At 62.3% G+C, this 15828-nt stretch carries 7 protein-coding genes; 1 reads left to right on the top strand and 6 read right to left on the bottom strand.

What is annotated here, in order from left to right; genetic code table 11:
- Positions 1 to 5: 5 nt before the first annotated feature.
- From GJB56_RS24340 to GJB56_RS24320, 5 genes are all read right to left on the bottom strand, one after another.
- Positions 6 to 1220, bottom strand: a complete 1215-nt coding sequence (locus tag GJB56_RS24340; protein WP_003943886.1) for an acetyl-CoA C-acetyltransferase — start codon at positions 1218 to 1220, stop codon at positions 6 to 8.
- 222 nt (positions 1221 to 1442) lie between these two features.
- Positions 1443 to 3290 carry a multicopper oxidase domain-containing protein gene (locus GJB56_RS24335; RefSeq protein WP_113683506.1) on the bottom strand — a complete coding sequence of 616 codons (1848 nt, stop codon included), beginning with the start codon at positions 3288 to 3290 and terminating at the stop codon, positions 1443 to 1445.
- 88 nt (positions 3291 to 3378) lie between these two features.
- Positions 3379 to 4965 carry a hypothetical protein gene (locus GJB56_RS24330; RefSeq protein WP_113683505.1) on the bottom strand — a complete coding sequence of 529 codons (1587 nt, stop codon included), beginning with the start codon at positions 4963 to 4965 and terminating at the stop codon, positions 3379 to 3381.
- On the bottom strand, positions 4962 to 11072 hold the full coding sequence (locus GJB56_RS24325; RefSeq protein ID WP_113683504.1) for a type I polyketide synthase: 6111 nt from the start codon (positions 11070 to 11072) through the stop codon (positions 4962 to 4964). Before GJB56_RS24325 ends, GJB56_RS24330 begins: the two co-directional genes overlap by 4 nt.
- Positions 11073 to 11749: 677 nt before the next feature.
- Positions 11750 to 13966, bottom strand: a complete 2217-nt coding sequence (locus tag GJB56_RS24320; RefSeq protein WP_113683503.1) for a DNA polymerase III subunit gamma and tau — start codon at positions 13964 to 13966, stop codon at positions 11750 to 11752.
- Positions 13967 to 14128: 162 nt separating this feature from the next.
- On the opposite strand from GJB56_RS24320, the gene GJB56_RS24315 reads away from it, so the two are divergent.
- On the top strand, positions 14129 to 15442 hold the full coding sequence (locus GJB56_RS24315) for an ammonium transporter (RefSeq protein ID WP_003943791.1): 1314 nt from the start codon (positions 14129 to 14131) through the stop codon (positions 15440 to 15442).
- A gap of 6 nt (positions 15443 to 15448) precedes the next feature.
- On the opposite strand, the gene GJB56_RS24310 is transcribed toward GJB56_RS24315, so the two are convergent.
- Positions 15449 to 15820 (bottom strand): carboxymuconolactone decarboxylase family protein, encoded by a 372-nt coding sequence (locus tag GJB56_RS24310; protein WP_113683502.1) that lies wholly within the window; start codon positions 15818 to 15820, stop codon positions 15449 to 15451.
- Positions 15821 to 15828: the final 8 nt, after the last annotated feature.

Raw genomic sequence — 15828 nt, 5'->3', positions numbered from 1 at the left:
CCGCGTCAGACGCGCTCGATGATGGTGGCAACGCCCATACCGCCGCCGATGCACAGGGTGATGAGGGCGCGCTTGCCGCCACGACGCTCGAGCTCGTCGACCATCGTTCCGGTGATCATCGCGCCGGTTGCACCGAGCGGGTGACCCATGGCGATCGCGCCACCGTTGACGTTGAGCTTCTCGTCCGGGATGTTCAGGTCCTTCTGGAACTTCAGGACGACGGAAGCGAATGCCTCGTTGATCTCGAAGAGGTCGATGTCGTCGACCGTCAGGCCGGCAGCTGCCAGAACCTTCTTCGACGCCGGCGTCGGGCCGGTGAGCATGATGGTGGAGTCGGCGCCGCTGGTGGCGGTGGCGACGACGCGAGCGCGCGGCGTCAGACCCATGTCCTTGCCGGCCTGCTCGCTACCGACGAGCACGAGGGCAGCGCCGTCGACGATTCCCGAGCTGTTGCCGCCGTGGTGAACGTGGTTGATCTTCTCGACCCAGTGGTACTTCTGCAGCGATACGGCGTCGAATCCGCCGATTTCACCGATCACACCGAACGCGGAAGCCAGGCCGGCAAGGTTCTCGGCCGTGGTGCCCGGACGCATGTGCTCGTCGTTGTCGAGGATGGTGATGCCGTTGATGTCCTTGACCGGCACTACCGACTTGGCGAAGTATCCGCCGGTCCACGCCTTGGCGGCGAGGTCCTGCGAGCGCACGGCGTATGCATCGACGTCGTCACGCGAGAAGCCCTCGATGGTAGCGATGAGGTCTGCGCCGACGCCCTGCGGCACGAAGTAATTGTCGTAGTTGGTGGCGGGGTCGAGCGCCCACGGTCCACCGTCGGATCCCATCGGAACGCGGGACATCGACTCGACGCCACCGGCGATCACCAGTTCGTCCCAGCCGGACCGAACCTTCTGAGCTGCCATGTTGACGGCTTCGAGGCCGGAAGCGCAGAAACGGTTGAGCTGAACGCCGCCGACGGTGTCCGGCAGTCCCGCATCGTTGACTGCAACGCGGGCGATGTCCATTCCCTGATCGCCAACGGGGGTGACGACGCCCAGGATGAGGTCGGAGATCCGATCCTCGTCGAGGTCGGGAAAGCGCACGCGCAGTTCCTGGATCAGACCCGTGACCAGCGAGATCGGCTTGACCGAGTGCAACGACCCGGTCTTCTTGCCGCGGCCTCGCGGGGTACGGATGGCTTCATAAATGAATGCCTCTGTGGTCACTGTGAGGTGTTCCTTCCGTGTAATTCGTCGAACCGGTCTGCAGATCGTCCGCGCCGCCTTCGGTGGTGGCGCATGGCCGAGGTACAGACCTCAGCCCTTTCACTGTAGAACGTGTTCCAAATTCATGGGAAGGACCGAAGCGATCCTGCTAGGTGACCGAGGTGATCCGACGCGCGAACGCCTGCCCGCTTCGGTTCATTTCGAGAGCGCCCCCGGAAGCACTCACGGCACGATGCGATACGGCAACATCATGTCGTGATCTTCGTGATCGAGTAGATGGCAATGCCACACGTATCCCTGGAGCCGACCGGTGTAACTCGCGTCGTGGTTGCTCATGCCGTGATGCCCGTTTCCCTGATGCGCCTGATCACCGCCCGTCATCCCACCGCCCGTCATCACAGCGCTCGGAAGACGATCGAACATCGCGTCGGGATCGAAACCCAGCTCATCCTCGGTGGGGAATCGCACGATGATCCGGGTGACAGTGCCGCCGTCCACCCTGACGGTGTCCTTCATCCCCGCTTCCCACGGCGCCGGCGCGATCATCGGCCCCGCCTCGAACCCGTCGGGCGACGGAGTCCACTTGTTGCCGATCACCGGCTGCGGATGGCGGATCAAGTACTCCAGCGTCCGCATCGGTGTCCTGCCGAGAATCCGGAAATTCACCAGGTGCAGGTGTATCGGATGCGGGTCCGGCGTGGTGTTGACGATGTTCCACTGCTCGACGGTGCCTTGCCGCGGCCTCTCGACGTCCGTGGTGCTGAACGTCAGGTTGTTCAGCGTCATCTGAGCCGGTGGATTCCGCAGTTCCAGTTGCTGGCTCACCGTCACCGTGCGAATTACCGTCGGCTGCTCCAACGGGGCGAGAACGTCACGTTGTCGGCGCCCACCGCGCAGTTGCGACGGAACACCACCGGTGAATCCGCGCCTGGAGTCGCCGCGGAACCGGCAGAACAACGGCATAGTCACTTCACCGATGACAGCAGCGGGCAGCGGGGGCGCCTCGTCGTTGCGGAGCTCCACCGTCGAACCCTCCGACAGTCCGGTGAAATCGACGAGGAGGTCGTACCGCTCCCCCGGTGCGCAGCGGAAGGCATTGACCGCGACGGGTGCGTCGAGCATTCCGGCGTCGTTGCCGATGACCCAGAACGTCATCATGTTCGAGAAGTGAAGATTCCACACACTTGCCGACGACGCATTGACGATGCGGAAGCGGTAAAGGCCCCGAGCCACAGACAGTTCCGGCCACACCTTGCCGTTGACCAAGCCAACGTCGCCCACCGCGCCGCCTTCCCACGATCCTTCCGGGATCAAGATGGTGGATCGGCCGTTCTGGGCGCCTGTCGGCGTGAAGATCTTCTCCTGCAGGATCAACGGGATCTCGAATTCCTCGGCCGGCAACCCCAACGGATTTCCCAGTTTGCCGGTGTCGAATTCATCCCTGATCAGATAGTTGCCGATCAGACCGGCGTAGACGTTGAGCCGGGTGATGCCCATCGCGTGATCGTGATACCAGAGGTGGGCGGCTTCCTGACCGTGCGAAAAGTGATGCATCGCAGCCTGTCCCGGCATCACCAGCAGTTCCGGGTGGCCGTCGCTCTCAGGTGAAGTGACTCCACCGTGCAAGTGCAACGACGTCGGCGGTTTCGCACGAAAGTCGGCCTGCATTCCGTGCAGCGTCATATCCATGTCCGCTGCCAACGGATGTCCGGTCAGACCGTTCTCGAACGTCAACATGATCGGCTCGCCGGAATGCGCCTCGACGGTCGGGCCCAGATAGCCGCCACCGATCTCTCCGCTGCGGTACGACAGTGCCGGGGACGATGGAAAGTCCCGATGAAAGGCATGTTGCCCCACTTGCGCTGTCAGCGTGATCTCGTTTCCGGAAAGCGTCGACAACGAGGGTAGTTCGTCACAAAACGGCTCGAACTCCGGCGAATGAAAAATCAACGGCGACTCGATGTCCGCGCTCCCGGTTGGAACAGCACTTGCCTTTGTACCCAATGCAACCGCCACCGTGCCGACTGCCGACCCCTTCAGAACCGACCTTCTCGAAACCCCGATACCCATACATACCCCTCCCCATCGAAACGGGTTGCGTTCTCCGGCAAGGAAAACGCAACCCGTCTCTCCACTTCGATCTCGGAAAATCCCCCGTCTACTTTCCGTCGATCGCCTCCAGCACCGAATCGATCAGTGACTGCGGAAGTTTCGACGGCGGAGAGATTTCCAGTTCTCCCGGAGCGCCCGGCATCGTCCAGACAGTTCTGTGCCGAGCGATCGCGAGCTTCTCCCGTGATCCGTCCTGATTGACCTTGAAGTACTCGAATTCGAGGTCGATCCCCCTCTCGTAGAGGGCAGCCAAGGACATCGTGACCAGGACGTCGTCGAACGGCATGACCTCGCGCAGATGCTCAACCCTGGTGTGCACACAACGCAGTTCCCCGAGAGCGCCTCTGGCCGCCATGGCCTCACGCTGAGAACGGGCGAGGAACTTGTCCCGAACCCTCGACTGCCAGATGTAATAGTTGCCGAAGTAGATGTTGCCCACGACGTTTCCGTCCTGCATCGTCGTCGAGAACACCTCGGATTCGAGCAGGTACGGATTGCGCGGCACCATCGGAGCCGAGCGGATCAAGGAACCACGATCGACGTCCTTCGGTTGTGTGGGGACAGCGATGTTCTTCGCCCCCGTCGGAATCGTCATCGGCTCGATGAAATCGTGGAAGTACTGCGGCATCGGCCGTGCCGCCACCACACCGTGGGAGAGGATTTCCACCCACGTCGTCTGCATCGCACTCCATCCGATGTGTGTGCGCGTCCCGCCGTCGACCCGGCACCATTCGACATGCAGATTGGTGGTTGCCCGATCCGGACCGGTGAGGCCGGTGATCCAGATCGTCCCCTCGACAATGTCGTCGGTGTACAGGTTCGCATCGATGAACACCTCGGAGTTGTTGGTCACCATGCCCCAACGGCCCGTCGCCATGTCCTCCACGATCTGCTTCGAGATCGGTCCGGTTCCCCTCTCTCGCAAAGCGCCCAACCACAGCGCGAAGCTCGCGAACCCCACTGATCCACCGACGTTGCACGCGTCCCGGAACCCGACGGGGAACCGGATCGACACCGCCGGATAGCCGCTCCGGGCCACCACATGCACGTCGGAGCCGTAGGCCATCGGATCGAACTGCGCGAGAGACTTCGCCGACAACGGGCCGGAGTCGAACTGTGGTGCCGGGCCCTGCGCCGGTTCTTCCGCATCCGCCTCGTCCGAAACACGCTCTTCGGCATCCGCCTCATCGGTCACAAAAGCGAGAATCCGCTCCTCGTTGTCCGTCAACAGAGCCGGAAAAGTCAGAACCACCACGCTTCCCTCTGCGCCGCCGCGGAAGGTCACTGCGTCGTCCTCCCTGGCGCCCATCGCCAGAGAAACCGACATCTGCCCCGTGGCCTTTCGGATCGCCTCGGCCGCCGCCCACAGCCTGGTTCCCGCACGATCGAGTGATTCGCCGCCTGCGATCAACTCGTCGAGCAGCGGAATCCGCGCCGAACCCAGAAGCGCCTTCCACTGCACGACGGTTCGGGAGCGAATCGGTTCGATGTCACACCCCTGAGGCCAGTCGCCGGCCGAACTGAGTGACTTGCTGCCGTCGTGCGAGAGCGAGACATCCACAGAGGGTGGAATATCACCGACAACGACGGGCTTTCCGGTTTCCTGCCATTCGATGGCAAAGGCATTACTCATTTGATCACCACATCCTCATCGAGATGAATGTTCACGGCCGCCTCGGCGATCGGTTTCTCCTGCTCGTGGCGTTCCGACTTGGTCAACTCGTGAATCCCCGGGGTGTGCGCGACCACAACCCGCGGGCTCTTCACTCCCAACGCCCGGCTGTGTTGCGCGAGCTTGTCGAGAATGATCTGTGCGTCGCGCGCAGTCGGATCCGCGATTTCCTCAGCCGTAGGACGGCTTTCGTCGTGGGAGAGAATCTGGGAGCGATATCCCTCGAGCTGCATCACCACTCGTCCGTCCTTCACCACCGCCACGTCGGCTTGCATGTGGGTCTCTGTCTGCACCTTGTCGTAGGCGTACGCGGTGAACGAACGAGCCTCGAATCGTCCGTCGTACATGTCGATTCGCGCAATGTTGACCGGAAGGCAGATCTCCCGCGGAACCATGATCTGGCCCGATTGGAGCAGGGAATCGAGGAAATACGGATCACCGAGGAGGTGCTGCTTACGGTCGGCTCGCGAAATAGCACTGAAGAGAATGTGCTCGGAATCGAGGCTCGAGATCTCTTCGAGTCGGCGGAAATCGCCCTCCTGGAACAGCAACCACGAGTAGAGGTCGTCCAACGGATCGATGTCGAGCACAGGTCGCGGCAACTCCTTCTCGAACTCCGGCAGTGATTCGTCCACCCCGAAGATGAAGTCGGCCGAGAAATGGGGCCGCCCGTACCCGGTCCGTTCGGTGCCGATCGTGACATGCACCCGCGTTCCTGCGGCATCACGATCCTGCTCCACGACGCTTGCCTTGATCTCGACTCTGGTGCCCTCGACGGTGTCGACGACGATCGGTCGATCCAGTTTGATGTCGTCGATGCGGACGCGACCCAGGGTCACGCGTCCGGTGACATACGCCGCCGCCTGCGACATCGCCTCGAGCCCGAACACCGTCGGAAGCAGCGCCGATCCCTTCCAGACATGATCGAGGACAAAGGGATCCGCCGAGGTGGACAACGTCGTCCGGGTCACCAGTTCTACCTGCGGCTCGAATGTCACCACTTGGTCGATGTAGCGCGACACCGCCGGCAGAGCCGGTGCTGCCGGCGCCCAGGTGTCGAGACCGCCGAGTCGACTGGTCACGACGATACGACTCGCCTCGGGTCCGCTGTCGACCAGGCGAAGGAAATGATCCACTCCCGCAGCCGTCGAAATCGGCATGACACCCATCTTCGCGAGGTGGTTGACACTGCCCATGCGGGCGCCCATCCCGGTCTCTCCCCACACGCTGTACGCGAGCGAGAACGTCCGAGTCTTCGGGTGCCCGGCGGCATACCGCACCACCATTTCGTCGAGAAGCTCGTTTCCGTATGCATACCAGCTGTTTCCGGGCATACCTGTGAATCCGATGATGGAAGAGAAGCCCACGAACAGCTTCAAGTCACGATCAGCGAGCGCTTCGACGAAGTTGGCTGCGCCCAGGACCTTAGGTGCAACCTCCTTGAAAGCCGCAGCGCTGTCGACTCTCTCGAACCGCCGCGGAACATTTGCCCCCGCACCGTGGACAAACCCGGTGATCGGCCCCACCTCGACCTCGATCTGGGCGACGACGCCGGCCACCGCCGCGGCATCCGTGACGTTGCAGCGATAGTAGTGAGCGCTCAAACCGGCAGACGTGAAGTCCGCAAGAGTGGAGGCGATTTCGTCGCCCGCTTGTCGCTGAGAGCTTCCGATCAGCACCAGTTCGGCGCCGGTCTTTCGACCGAGGGCCAGAGCACATTGGGCCATGATGCCTTTCGCGCCACCGGTCACGACCACGACATCCGAACTTCCCAATCCGCTTTCGCGGACGGTGTAGTCGTTGGAGGCGAGAACCCGCGGTTGCAGTGCCGTGCGTCCCATCTCGGCGTCGTAAGTCGCGAACACATAGGGTGCAACCGAATCCAACTCGGAGACGACAGTGGCTGCCACCTCCGCGTCCGCAGTCGAGCCGTCGAATCCTATGACGCGCACATCCAGTTCGGGGCGCTCGTGATGCACCGAAGCGGCGAAAGCCGCCACACTCGGCACCGGCGCTGGATTGCTCAACTCGACATCGGTGAACTGAACCACTGCCAATGTGGTTCGCGCGCCTCCACTTTGCTGCGCCGGAACTATTTTGTACATGTGTTCGATCCCACGGCGCAAGCCGATTTCGGTGACGGAATCATCGGTCACGCGCGGCATTACGGCAACCACGTGGTGTGCATTCGCAGTAGTGCTGTCGGAGAATGTGCGAATGTCGACCTGAGCGCCACGACCTCGAAGTTCGGATTCCAACTTTCCGACCAAACCGGCGTCGTCACCGATGACGACAAACGTCGTGTCCGTGAGGTCTCGGACTCCGTGCAACGCTGTCTCGCTCCGAACCTTTTCCAGGGTGTAATCACGAACCCAGGTGAAGCTGTCGGCTGATATACCCTTTGCCTTCGCCGGCAGCGCCCGCGCAGCCGGCTGCTGCTGCCCCGACTTCTCCTTCGCGGACCGATCGAGCACTTCGATCAGTTCACCCAGGCTGACGTTGACGAGTTCGGCCGGATCCAGGTCACCCTGAACACCCAATCGTGTTGCCACCGTCGCGATTGCATCGGCGGCCTTGATCGAGTCCATGTTCAGGTCGTCCAGAAGGTGGAGATCGACGTCGAGAGACTCCACCGGAAATCCGGTGTCCTCCGCGATTACCTCGAGCAGTATTCGCGACACGTCCGACTGCGCCGAACTCGCTGCTGGAACGGCAGAGCCGGGATGCGGTGATGCCGCAAGGATCAGCGATGCTGCTTCTCCGATGGTGGCGTTGGCCAACTCGGCAGGGTCGAGGTCGACAACCTCGAACTGATGTGCAACCTTCGAAATAGCCTCTGCCGCACTGATCGAGTCGAGATTCAGATCATCGAGCAGACGCAGATCCGTCGTGATCGACTCGGCGGGGAATCCCGTCGTATCGGCGAGGATCCTGATCAGCTCACTTTCCACGGACCCAGCGCCCGCAACAGCCGGCTCTTCGACTACCGGAGCCGAAACCGGCGAAGGAGCTTTCGCTGCTACAGATTCGTGGCCGTTGGTGACTGCCCGCGAAGTCGGAGCAGATGGAGAAGACGGAGAAGTCGCTCCACTGCCTACATCCGCGCGAATGACGTCGACGAGGAAGGTCCCGCGTCGGCTCAGGTAATCGGCCAGCGCCGCAGCCGGATCCCCGCCGGACGTACCAAGTGCGAGCGGTTCGGGAGCAGAGGCAACCGTCAGTTTCGCCTCGGCCAGGTTCTCGATGAACACCTTCTGATCGGCAGGAACGAATTCGCGCACGAACCGGCCGTCGAAAAGTTCGTTCCAGCGGACCTGAGCGCCGTGTACGTACATCGCGGCCAGTGCGACATTGAAGTCCTCGTCGCGTCCGGACTTGGACGCAACGGGGAAGCAGCGCACGCCGTCGGTCCCATTGATCGCCTTGGTGAGCCCGGTCAGCACACGGCCGGGTCCGACCTCGACGAGCAGGTCCACTTCCTGCGAGATCCCACTTACCGTCTTGACCCAGTCAACCGGTGAGACAACCTGTTTGGTGACCAGTTCGCGAAGTGCCAGTGGCGTCTGTACGCGTTCCCCTTCGACGCAGGAATACACGGGGCAAGTCAACGAATCGACTTGCTCGTCAACGGGCGCAGTGGACTTCAGCTCCCGTTCGGCCTCGTTCATCATCTCGGAGTGGAAAGCATTCGACACGGCAAGCGCCTGAGCCGACACTCCGCGGGTCTTCGCGATGGCAACCACATCGTCGACCGCGTCTTTGGTACCCGAAACCACACTCTGCGTGGGCGTATTCAGATTCGCGACGGTCGCGTAACCCTTTGCCTCCGCGATGATCGCCTCAGCCGTCGATCGGTCGCAGGTCAGGCTCGCCATTGCGCCGTTTCCACCACCACTGACAGCCATGGCCGCACCCTTCGCCGCAGCCAAGGTGATCAGCGTCTTCTGGTCGTAAGCTCCGGCCGCGTAGAGCGCAGTCAACTCCCCGAGACTGTGGCCGGCGACAGCACTGGGTGTGACACCCAATCGGCGGAGGTACTCGAACCAGAGCAGCGACGCCAAGGCGACGGCGGGCTGGGTGAACTGTGTCTGGGCGAGGTCCCGCTTCCACTTCGCCAATTCCGCAGCGTCTGCGCTCTTGACCGGGTTCCGCAGAATCCGCGGCGTGATCGCCTCCGCTCCAACTCCCTCCAACCAGCCGTCCGCCTTGGTCGCCAGTTCGCGCGCCCACTCGAAGCGCTCGATCAGCACGCGAGCCATCTCGAGTTGTTGGGATCCCTGTCCAGGGAACAGGAATCCGATGTCGTGGCGGACGCTGTTAGAGATCGAGATCTCGTTGCTCACCACCTTGACCTGGCCGGAAGCTGGAGCGGAGTTCTCGCAGATCACGGCAAGCTGACGCATGCGTTCGGCCAACTGCGCGGGACGTCCGGCCACCACTGCGGCACGGAAGGGCGCGGTCGGCGAGATCACTCGCGAGAGTTTCGCCGAAAAGTCCAGCAGCTCGGCAACACTCAACGGAACCGCCAGATCTGCAACATCCCGCGCTCGGGTCGCCAAGTCCACCGCGGAATCTGCAGAGAGTACAAATACCTCGGTGTCCTGATACGACGCCATCATCGTGCGGACGTCTTGCGAGGGTGTCAGCTTGCTGGACGGTGCATCAGCCGATTCGATCGCGACGTGGCAGTTGATACCGCCGAAACCCATGGCTTGCGCACCGGCACGCATCTTCTCCGACGGATCTCTGATCTCGCCGTTGACAAGCGGAAAGAGTGCCGGTGCTTCGGTTCCGAACGCCGGGTTCGGGTCGGTGCAACCGGCGAGCGGCGGAAGGATTCGTTGATTGACGGCCATGGTCGCCTTGATCAGCGCAAGGATGCCCGACGCCGCCTTCGTGTGCCCGATCAGCGACTTCAGTGAGGTCATGCCGATGCTACGAGCCTCGACGGGTCCGTCCGTCTGCGCGGCCTGCTGGACGCCGGCCAATTCGACAGGGTCCCCGACGGGAGTACCAGTTCCGTGTCCTTCGACAAAGGCAACCTCGCTGGCCGCGAATCCCGCTCCCGAGTATGCGCGACGGATCATTTCGGCCTGAGTTTCGGCGCGGGGCTTGGTAATTCCACCCTTGCCATCGGTGGAGATGCCCCAGCCGCGAATCGTCGCGTACACGTAGTCGCCGTCCGCCCTGGCGTCCTCGAGTCGTTTCAAGGCCACGAATCCGCAACCTTCACCCGGGATGAATCCGCTTCGGCTTGCGTCGTACACGTTCATGTCGCCGCGTGTCAGTGCACCCAAACGGGCGAATCCCACCAGTTCCAAGGGATCCAGGCTGACGTCGACTCCACCTGCCAATACGAAGTCGGCCGCGCCGGACGCCAGCTTTTCGGCTGCAGTCGCCACCGCGAGCATTCCGGACGCGCACGCACCGTCCACGACGTATCCGCCGCCGTTGAAGTCGAGGTAATTGCAGATGCGGCCGGCGATCGTATTCGACAACATGCCGGCCAGAGTGTCTTCACTCGGCTCCACCAACGGGCCTTTGTAGACCTCTTCCATCGTCTCGGCGAGAGCATCGGCGACGGAACTGTCCAACTGGCGCGCTTCGGCGGCCACAGCGAGTGCGCGCTTGACGTAAGGCCAACGCAAACGCATCGACCACATCCGGGATTCTTCACCGGTGAGGGAGTTGCCGACGATTGCGGCGCTGCGTCCAGTTGGCACCGATCCTCGGCTGTAGCCCGCGTCCGTCAAAGCCCCGAGTGCTGTTTCCAGCGCCAACCAGTGTGTGAGATCTGTCGACTTGAAGGTTCGCTCCGGTATCCGGCGACCTACCCAGTCGAATTCGAAACCATCCATGAACGCGCCGCGGTCGGCGTATGTCTTGTCGACGTCGTCAGGGCTCGCGCTCCAGTAGTCGTCGAGCGACATCCGCGACTCGGGAAACTTTCGGAATTGCATCCGTCGCGCGAGGACGTTCTCCCAAAATCCTTGCAGATCATGGGCACCGGGAGACCACATGCTCATCCCGACTATCGCGATCGCGGGATTAGTTGAATCTTCAGTCATCTTACACTTCCTATTTTCGCGCGCATCCACGGGAGACTCAATCGACCGAAGACTAACCACGCGTTCAGCCGTGTGTAAAACGCAGATTCACCTCAAGGCATAAACAAATAACAAAGGTCGTTCAGCTCCGTGAACATGTGTCAGCAATTTGACAGCAATCGATAGTTAGCTGTAACTCGGAGTTACTTATTTGCTTCGTCGCCGGTCAAGCAGTGGTTTGAACATCCGTACCGGACACCGGTTTCACGGCCACCGTTTTCTCGAGATCGGCAAATGCTCAGTTGAGTGCGCACCGAAATGCCGCAATGCCGAATATGTGGCCAATTCGCCGAATGTCCCAAATTGGTCGATCACCGCAAAACAAACATCCGACAACTATCAATCTGAACATTCGTGACACACCGAGAATTAGCAACAGCACGCGAATGTCGATCAGACAACGAGAAATTCCAGATATTCTTCGGCGACCATCGTCCGAATCGATGTTTCGTTACACCGGAATTGAGCGAACGAATGTGCCAGCAAACCGGCCACACACAATTCAGCTTTGCCGGGCCGAGCCGGTGCCCTTTCGACACGTGCGCACACAAAAGGAACGGCACTTATAACAATTCGATCACACAGTGGTGCCGCGGCATTCCGACAGCCGTTTCACGCGCACGGACCGAGTCGGCAACTCAGCTTTCGAGGCGGCGTGCCCCGAGGACGTCCTTGAGGAGTTCCTTTGCAACGTCCTCGGGATCACGTCTGGCAGTCGGATCAGCGGGCTCAGCCGCCTCCGCGAACATCTCGTCCTCGTCCTCCGGCGTTGCAGGCGGAGGAGTTGCCTCGTAGTCGACCTCAGGAGCAGGGGCCGGTCCAGGGTCTTCCGGATAGTCGGGGGCCTCAGGCGGCGGAATGTCGTCCGAATCTCCGCGCTGGGGCTGCGGGGCCTTGGGCTGCTGCGCTGCACGCTCCTGACTGGGGCGCGAGAAGCGGGGCGCAGCGGCCGGGCGGCTCGCAGCTTCTGTCGCCTTGGGTGCGCTCGATGCTGCCGGCGCTGTGGGCGCACCTTCTTGGTACTCGACTTGCCAAGTGCCACCGAACATCTCGGCAAGGACCTCGCAGATGACCGCCGCGTTGTGCGGTTGCGTCACACGAGCACCCAGGACCGGCGAGCCGTGAGCGATGACCACAACATGTCCACGCACGTCGTGAACCGTCGCAGCGGAAAGCATGGCCGGAAGAACCTTGTTTCGTTCACCGACCTTGTTGCGCAAGGTGTTCCACGATTCACGGAGGGTCTCGACTGTGGGGCCCGCCGAGACCGGCGCAGCTTCTGCAGCCGCCGGCTCCTCGTACTCGGGCTCGGGCTCGTAGTCGGGTTCCGGCTCGGCAAGCCCGATCAGCTCTTCCGCTTCGACCGGAGCAGGAGCCGGTGGTTCAACCACAGGAGCTTCAACTATTGGAGCTTCGGCAACCGGAGCTTCAACCACTGGAGCTTCCGCAACCGGCGGTTCCACGATCTCGACGGTGGGAGGCTCGACCACGGGAGCTGCCGCTACCGGAGGTTCGACGACAGGAGCCTCGACGACCGGCGGCGCCGCCGGAGCCGGGGCGGCTGGTTCGTGCCGTGCCTCAGGCTCGGCCTTGCGTTGGGAGGGCCGTTGGAACTTGGAAGCAATCTCCGGTTCGAGCGGCGGCACAGTCGGTGCCGGCGTTGCTGCCGCGCGAGGGGCAGCGGCAGCCGCGACTCCGGCAGCCGGAATACCTTGTTCCAGGCGCTCGAGCCGCTGCAACACAGCCGACTCGGTGTCGGAGGCCGAAGGAAGCAGCATTCTCGCGCACATCACTTCGAGCAGCAGCCGCGGCGCCGTCGCCCCACGCATTTCACTGAGACCAGCGTGGACGGTTTCGGCGAAACGGGTGAGCGTGGCCGGGCCGACTCGCTGAATCTGTTCACGCATCGTGACCAGCTCGGCCTCCGGCGCATCGACCAACCCTCGTTCGCTGGCATCGGAGACTGCCTGCATCAAAATGAGATCGCGTAGACGTTCGAGGAGATCGAGCGCGAATCGGCGTGGATCGTGACCGGCGTCCATCACCCGATCGACAGTGCCGAACAAGGCGGCTCCGTCACTGGCAGACAGGGCGTCTACTGCTTCGTCGATGAGCGCGACGTCGGTGACTCCGAGAAGAGAGAGCGCCCGCGGATACGTGACACCTTCTTCGCCGGCTCCCGCGAGCAACTGATCGAGGACACTCAACGAGTCGCGAGGCGAACCGCCGCCAGCCTTGATGACCAGGGGATAAACAGCAGGCTCGACCGGTACGCCTTCCTGGGCGCAGATCTTTTCCAGGAGTCCGCGCATGGTCGACGGCGCCAACAGGCGGAACGGGTAGTGGTGTGTACGCGAACGGATGGTCGGGAGAACCTTTTCCGGTTCCGTCGTCGCGAAGATGAAGATGAGGTGCTCCGGCGGCTCTTCGACGATCTTGAGCAGCGCGTTGAAGCCCGCCGCCGTCACCATGTGTGCCTCGTCGATGATGAAGACGCGGTAGCGAGAAGCGGCGGGGGCGTGGAACGCCTTGTCTCGGAGTTCTCGGGTGTCGTCGACGCCACCGTGACTTGCGGCGTCGAGTTCCGTCACGTCCAGGTTGCCTGTGCCGCCCGGGCCAAGCGAAACGCACGAGTCGCATACATCGCACGGCGTCGACGTCGGTCCCTGCTCACAGTTCAGCGAACGCGCCAGGATTCGCGCCGACGACGTCTTTCCACAGCCGCGCGGGCCGGAAAACAGATAGGCATGGTTGATGCGTCCGGTGTCGAGGGCCGTGCTGAGCGGTGCGGTGACATGCTCCTGCCCCACCACCTCGGCGAAGGACGCGGGTCGATACTTCCGGTACAGGGCCACGCGCAAAGACTACCGGCGACCCACGACAGGTGATCCGGTGCGGGTGCAACGCCGACTTCTCCCGAAACATGTTCGCAACACAATCGCAGTGCGGAGGAAACCGCACGCACCCATCGTGGGTTCCGTGCACGCGGGCTGGTCCGCATGCGTGAGGAGAAAACTGTGCCCGCCACCATCGATGCCGGAGCAACTGCCTGGTTGCTCGTCAGTACTGCACTCGTACTTCTGATGACGCCAGGACTCGCGCTCTTCTACGGCGGCATGGTCCGCTCGACCGGCGTGCTCAACATGATCATGATGAGCTTCGTCTCCATCGCACTCGTCACGGTCGCGTGGTTGTTCGTGGGCTACAGCCTCGTGTTCGGCGACGATCACGGTGGCATCATCGGCGGACTCGAACACATCGGCATGGCGGGCATCGACCCGTCGACCGTGCACGGGAATGTCCCGGAAGTGTTGTTCGCAACCTTCCAATTGACGTTCGCAATCCTTACTGCAGCACTCATCAGTGGTGCGATCGCCGACCGCGCGAAGTTCTCCGCCTGGATGATCTTCGTCCCCATCTGGTCCTTGCTCGTCTATGTCCCCGTCGCTCACTGGGTGTGGAATCCGCAGGGATGGCTCGCCCAGATGGGCGCACTCGACTACGCCGGTGGCCTCGTGGTCGAAATCGTGTCCGGAGCGTCAGGCCTGGCATTGGCACTGGTTCTCGGCCAGCGGATGGGTTTCAAGGCCGAGTCGATGCGTCCGCACAATCTGCCGTTCGTCCTGCTCGGCGTCGGTCTGCTCTGGTTCGGTTGGTTCGGATTCAACGCCGGGTCGGCCCTTGCGGCCGACGGTATGGCCTCGCAGATCTTCCTCAACACACTCGTCGCCGGCTGTACCGGACTACTCGGCTGGCTGTTCGTCGAGCAGAACCGTGACGGACACCCCACGACGTTCGGCGCAGCTTCGGGCGTCGTCGCCGGTCTGGTCGCGATCACCCCGTCGTGCGGAACGGTGAACATGTTCGGTGCGCTCGTCATCGGTCTGATCGCGGGCATCGTCTGCTCGTACGCCGTGGGATGGAAGCACAAGCTCGGCTACGACGACTCCCTCGACGTCGTCGGCGTGCACCTCGTCGGCGGAATCGTCGGCTCGTTGCTGATCGGACTCCTCGCGACGGCCGTGATGACGGGCGGTCCGGAAGGTTTGTTCTTCGGCGGTGGATTCGCGCAGCTGGGCAAGCAGTTCGTCGGTGTCGTCGTGGTCGCGCTCTATGCCTTCGGTGTGACCTACGGTCTCGGAAAGCTCATCGACAAGACCTTCGGCTTCCGTATTTCGCGTGAAGACGAGGCCCGCGGAATCGACGTTGCCCTGCACGCGGAGTCCGCCTACGAGCACGGAGTCCTCGGCCACGGCCCGATCGGCGGACAGAACCCGAGCCCGTTCCTCCAGCGTCAGCGTGAGGAACGGGAGAACCGCGAACGGGACTGACCGCCATCACCGGTTCGCGATTTCCTCCATCAGGATCGGAACGCCGACATTGCAGGAGTGAATCCCGACGACGGTGGTCAGTTTCAGCACCTCGAGAACCTCCTTCGGGGTCACTCCCATGTCGAGCGCGGCGCGAATATGGCGTCGTACGCCGGGCGCGTACATGTGCGTGCTCGCCGCATCGACGGCTATGCACAGCAACTGGATCACCTGAGGTGACAGCACCCCACTGTTCCAGGGCTGCATTGCTGTCTTCATGTACAGCTCGGTCCACTCGGGATCCAGCTCCGAAAGTCCGTCCCACAACGGATTCCAGCCACCCGAATCCTTCATGGCCTGGGTCACGGGAAAAGCTTCACTTGCTCGAACGTCAGTCATCGATCTCC

Source organism: Rhodococcus sp. AQ5-07 (assembly GCF_009707305.1).
GTDB lineage: Bacteria > Actinomycetota > Actinomycetes > Mycobacteriales > Mycobacteriaceae > Rhodococcus_F > Rhodococcus_F erythropolis.
Note: the sequence above shows the minus strand (reverse complement) of the source record. Positions and strands in the feature narration are given on the sequence as shown.

Excerpts from the sequence above, each read along its gene's own strand:
- GJB56_RS24335 (WP_113683506.1), bottom strand. The coding sequence starts at position 3,290 with ATGGGTATCGGGGTTTCGAGAAGGTCGGTTCTGAAGGGGTCGGCAGTC.
- GJB56_RS24330 (WP_113683505.1), bottom strand. The coding sequence starts at position 4,965 with ATGAGTAATGCCTTTGCCATCGAATGGCAGGAAACCGGAAAGCCCGTC.
- GJB56_RS24325 (WP_113683504.1), bottom strand. The coding sequence starts at position 11,072 with ATGACTGAAGATTCAACTAATCCCGCGATCGCGATAGTCGGGATGAGC.
- GJB56_RS24310 (WP_113683502.1), bottom strand. The coding sequence starts at position 15,820 with ATGACTGACGTTCGAGCAAGTGAAGCTTTTCCCGTGACCCAGGCCATG.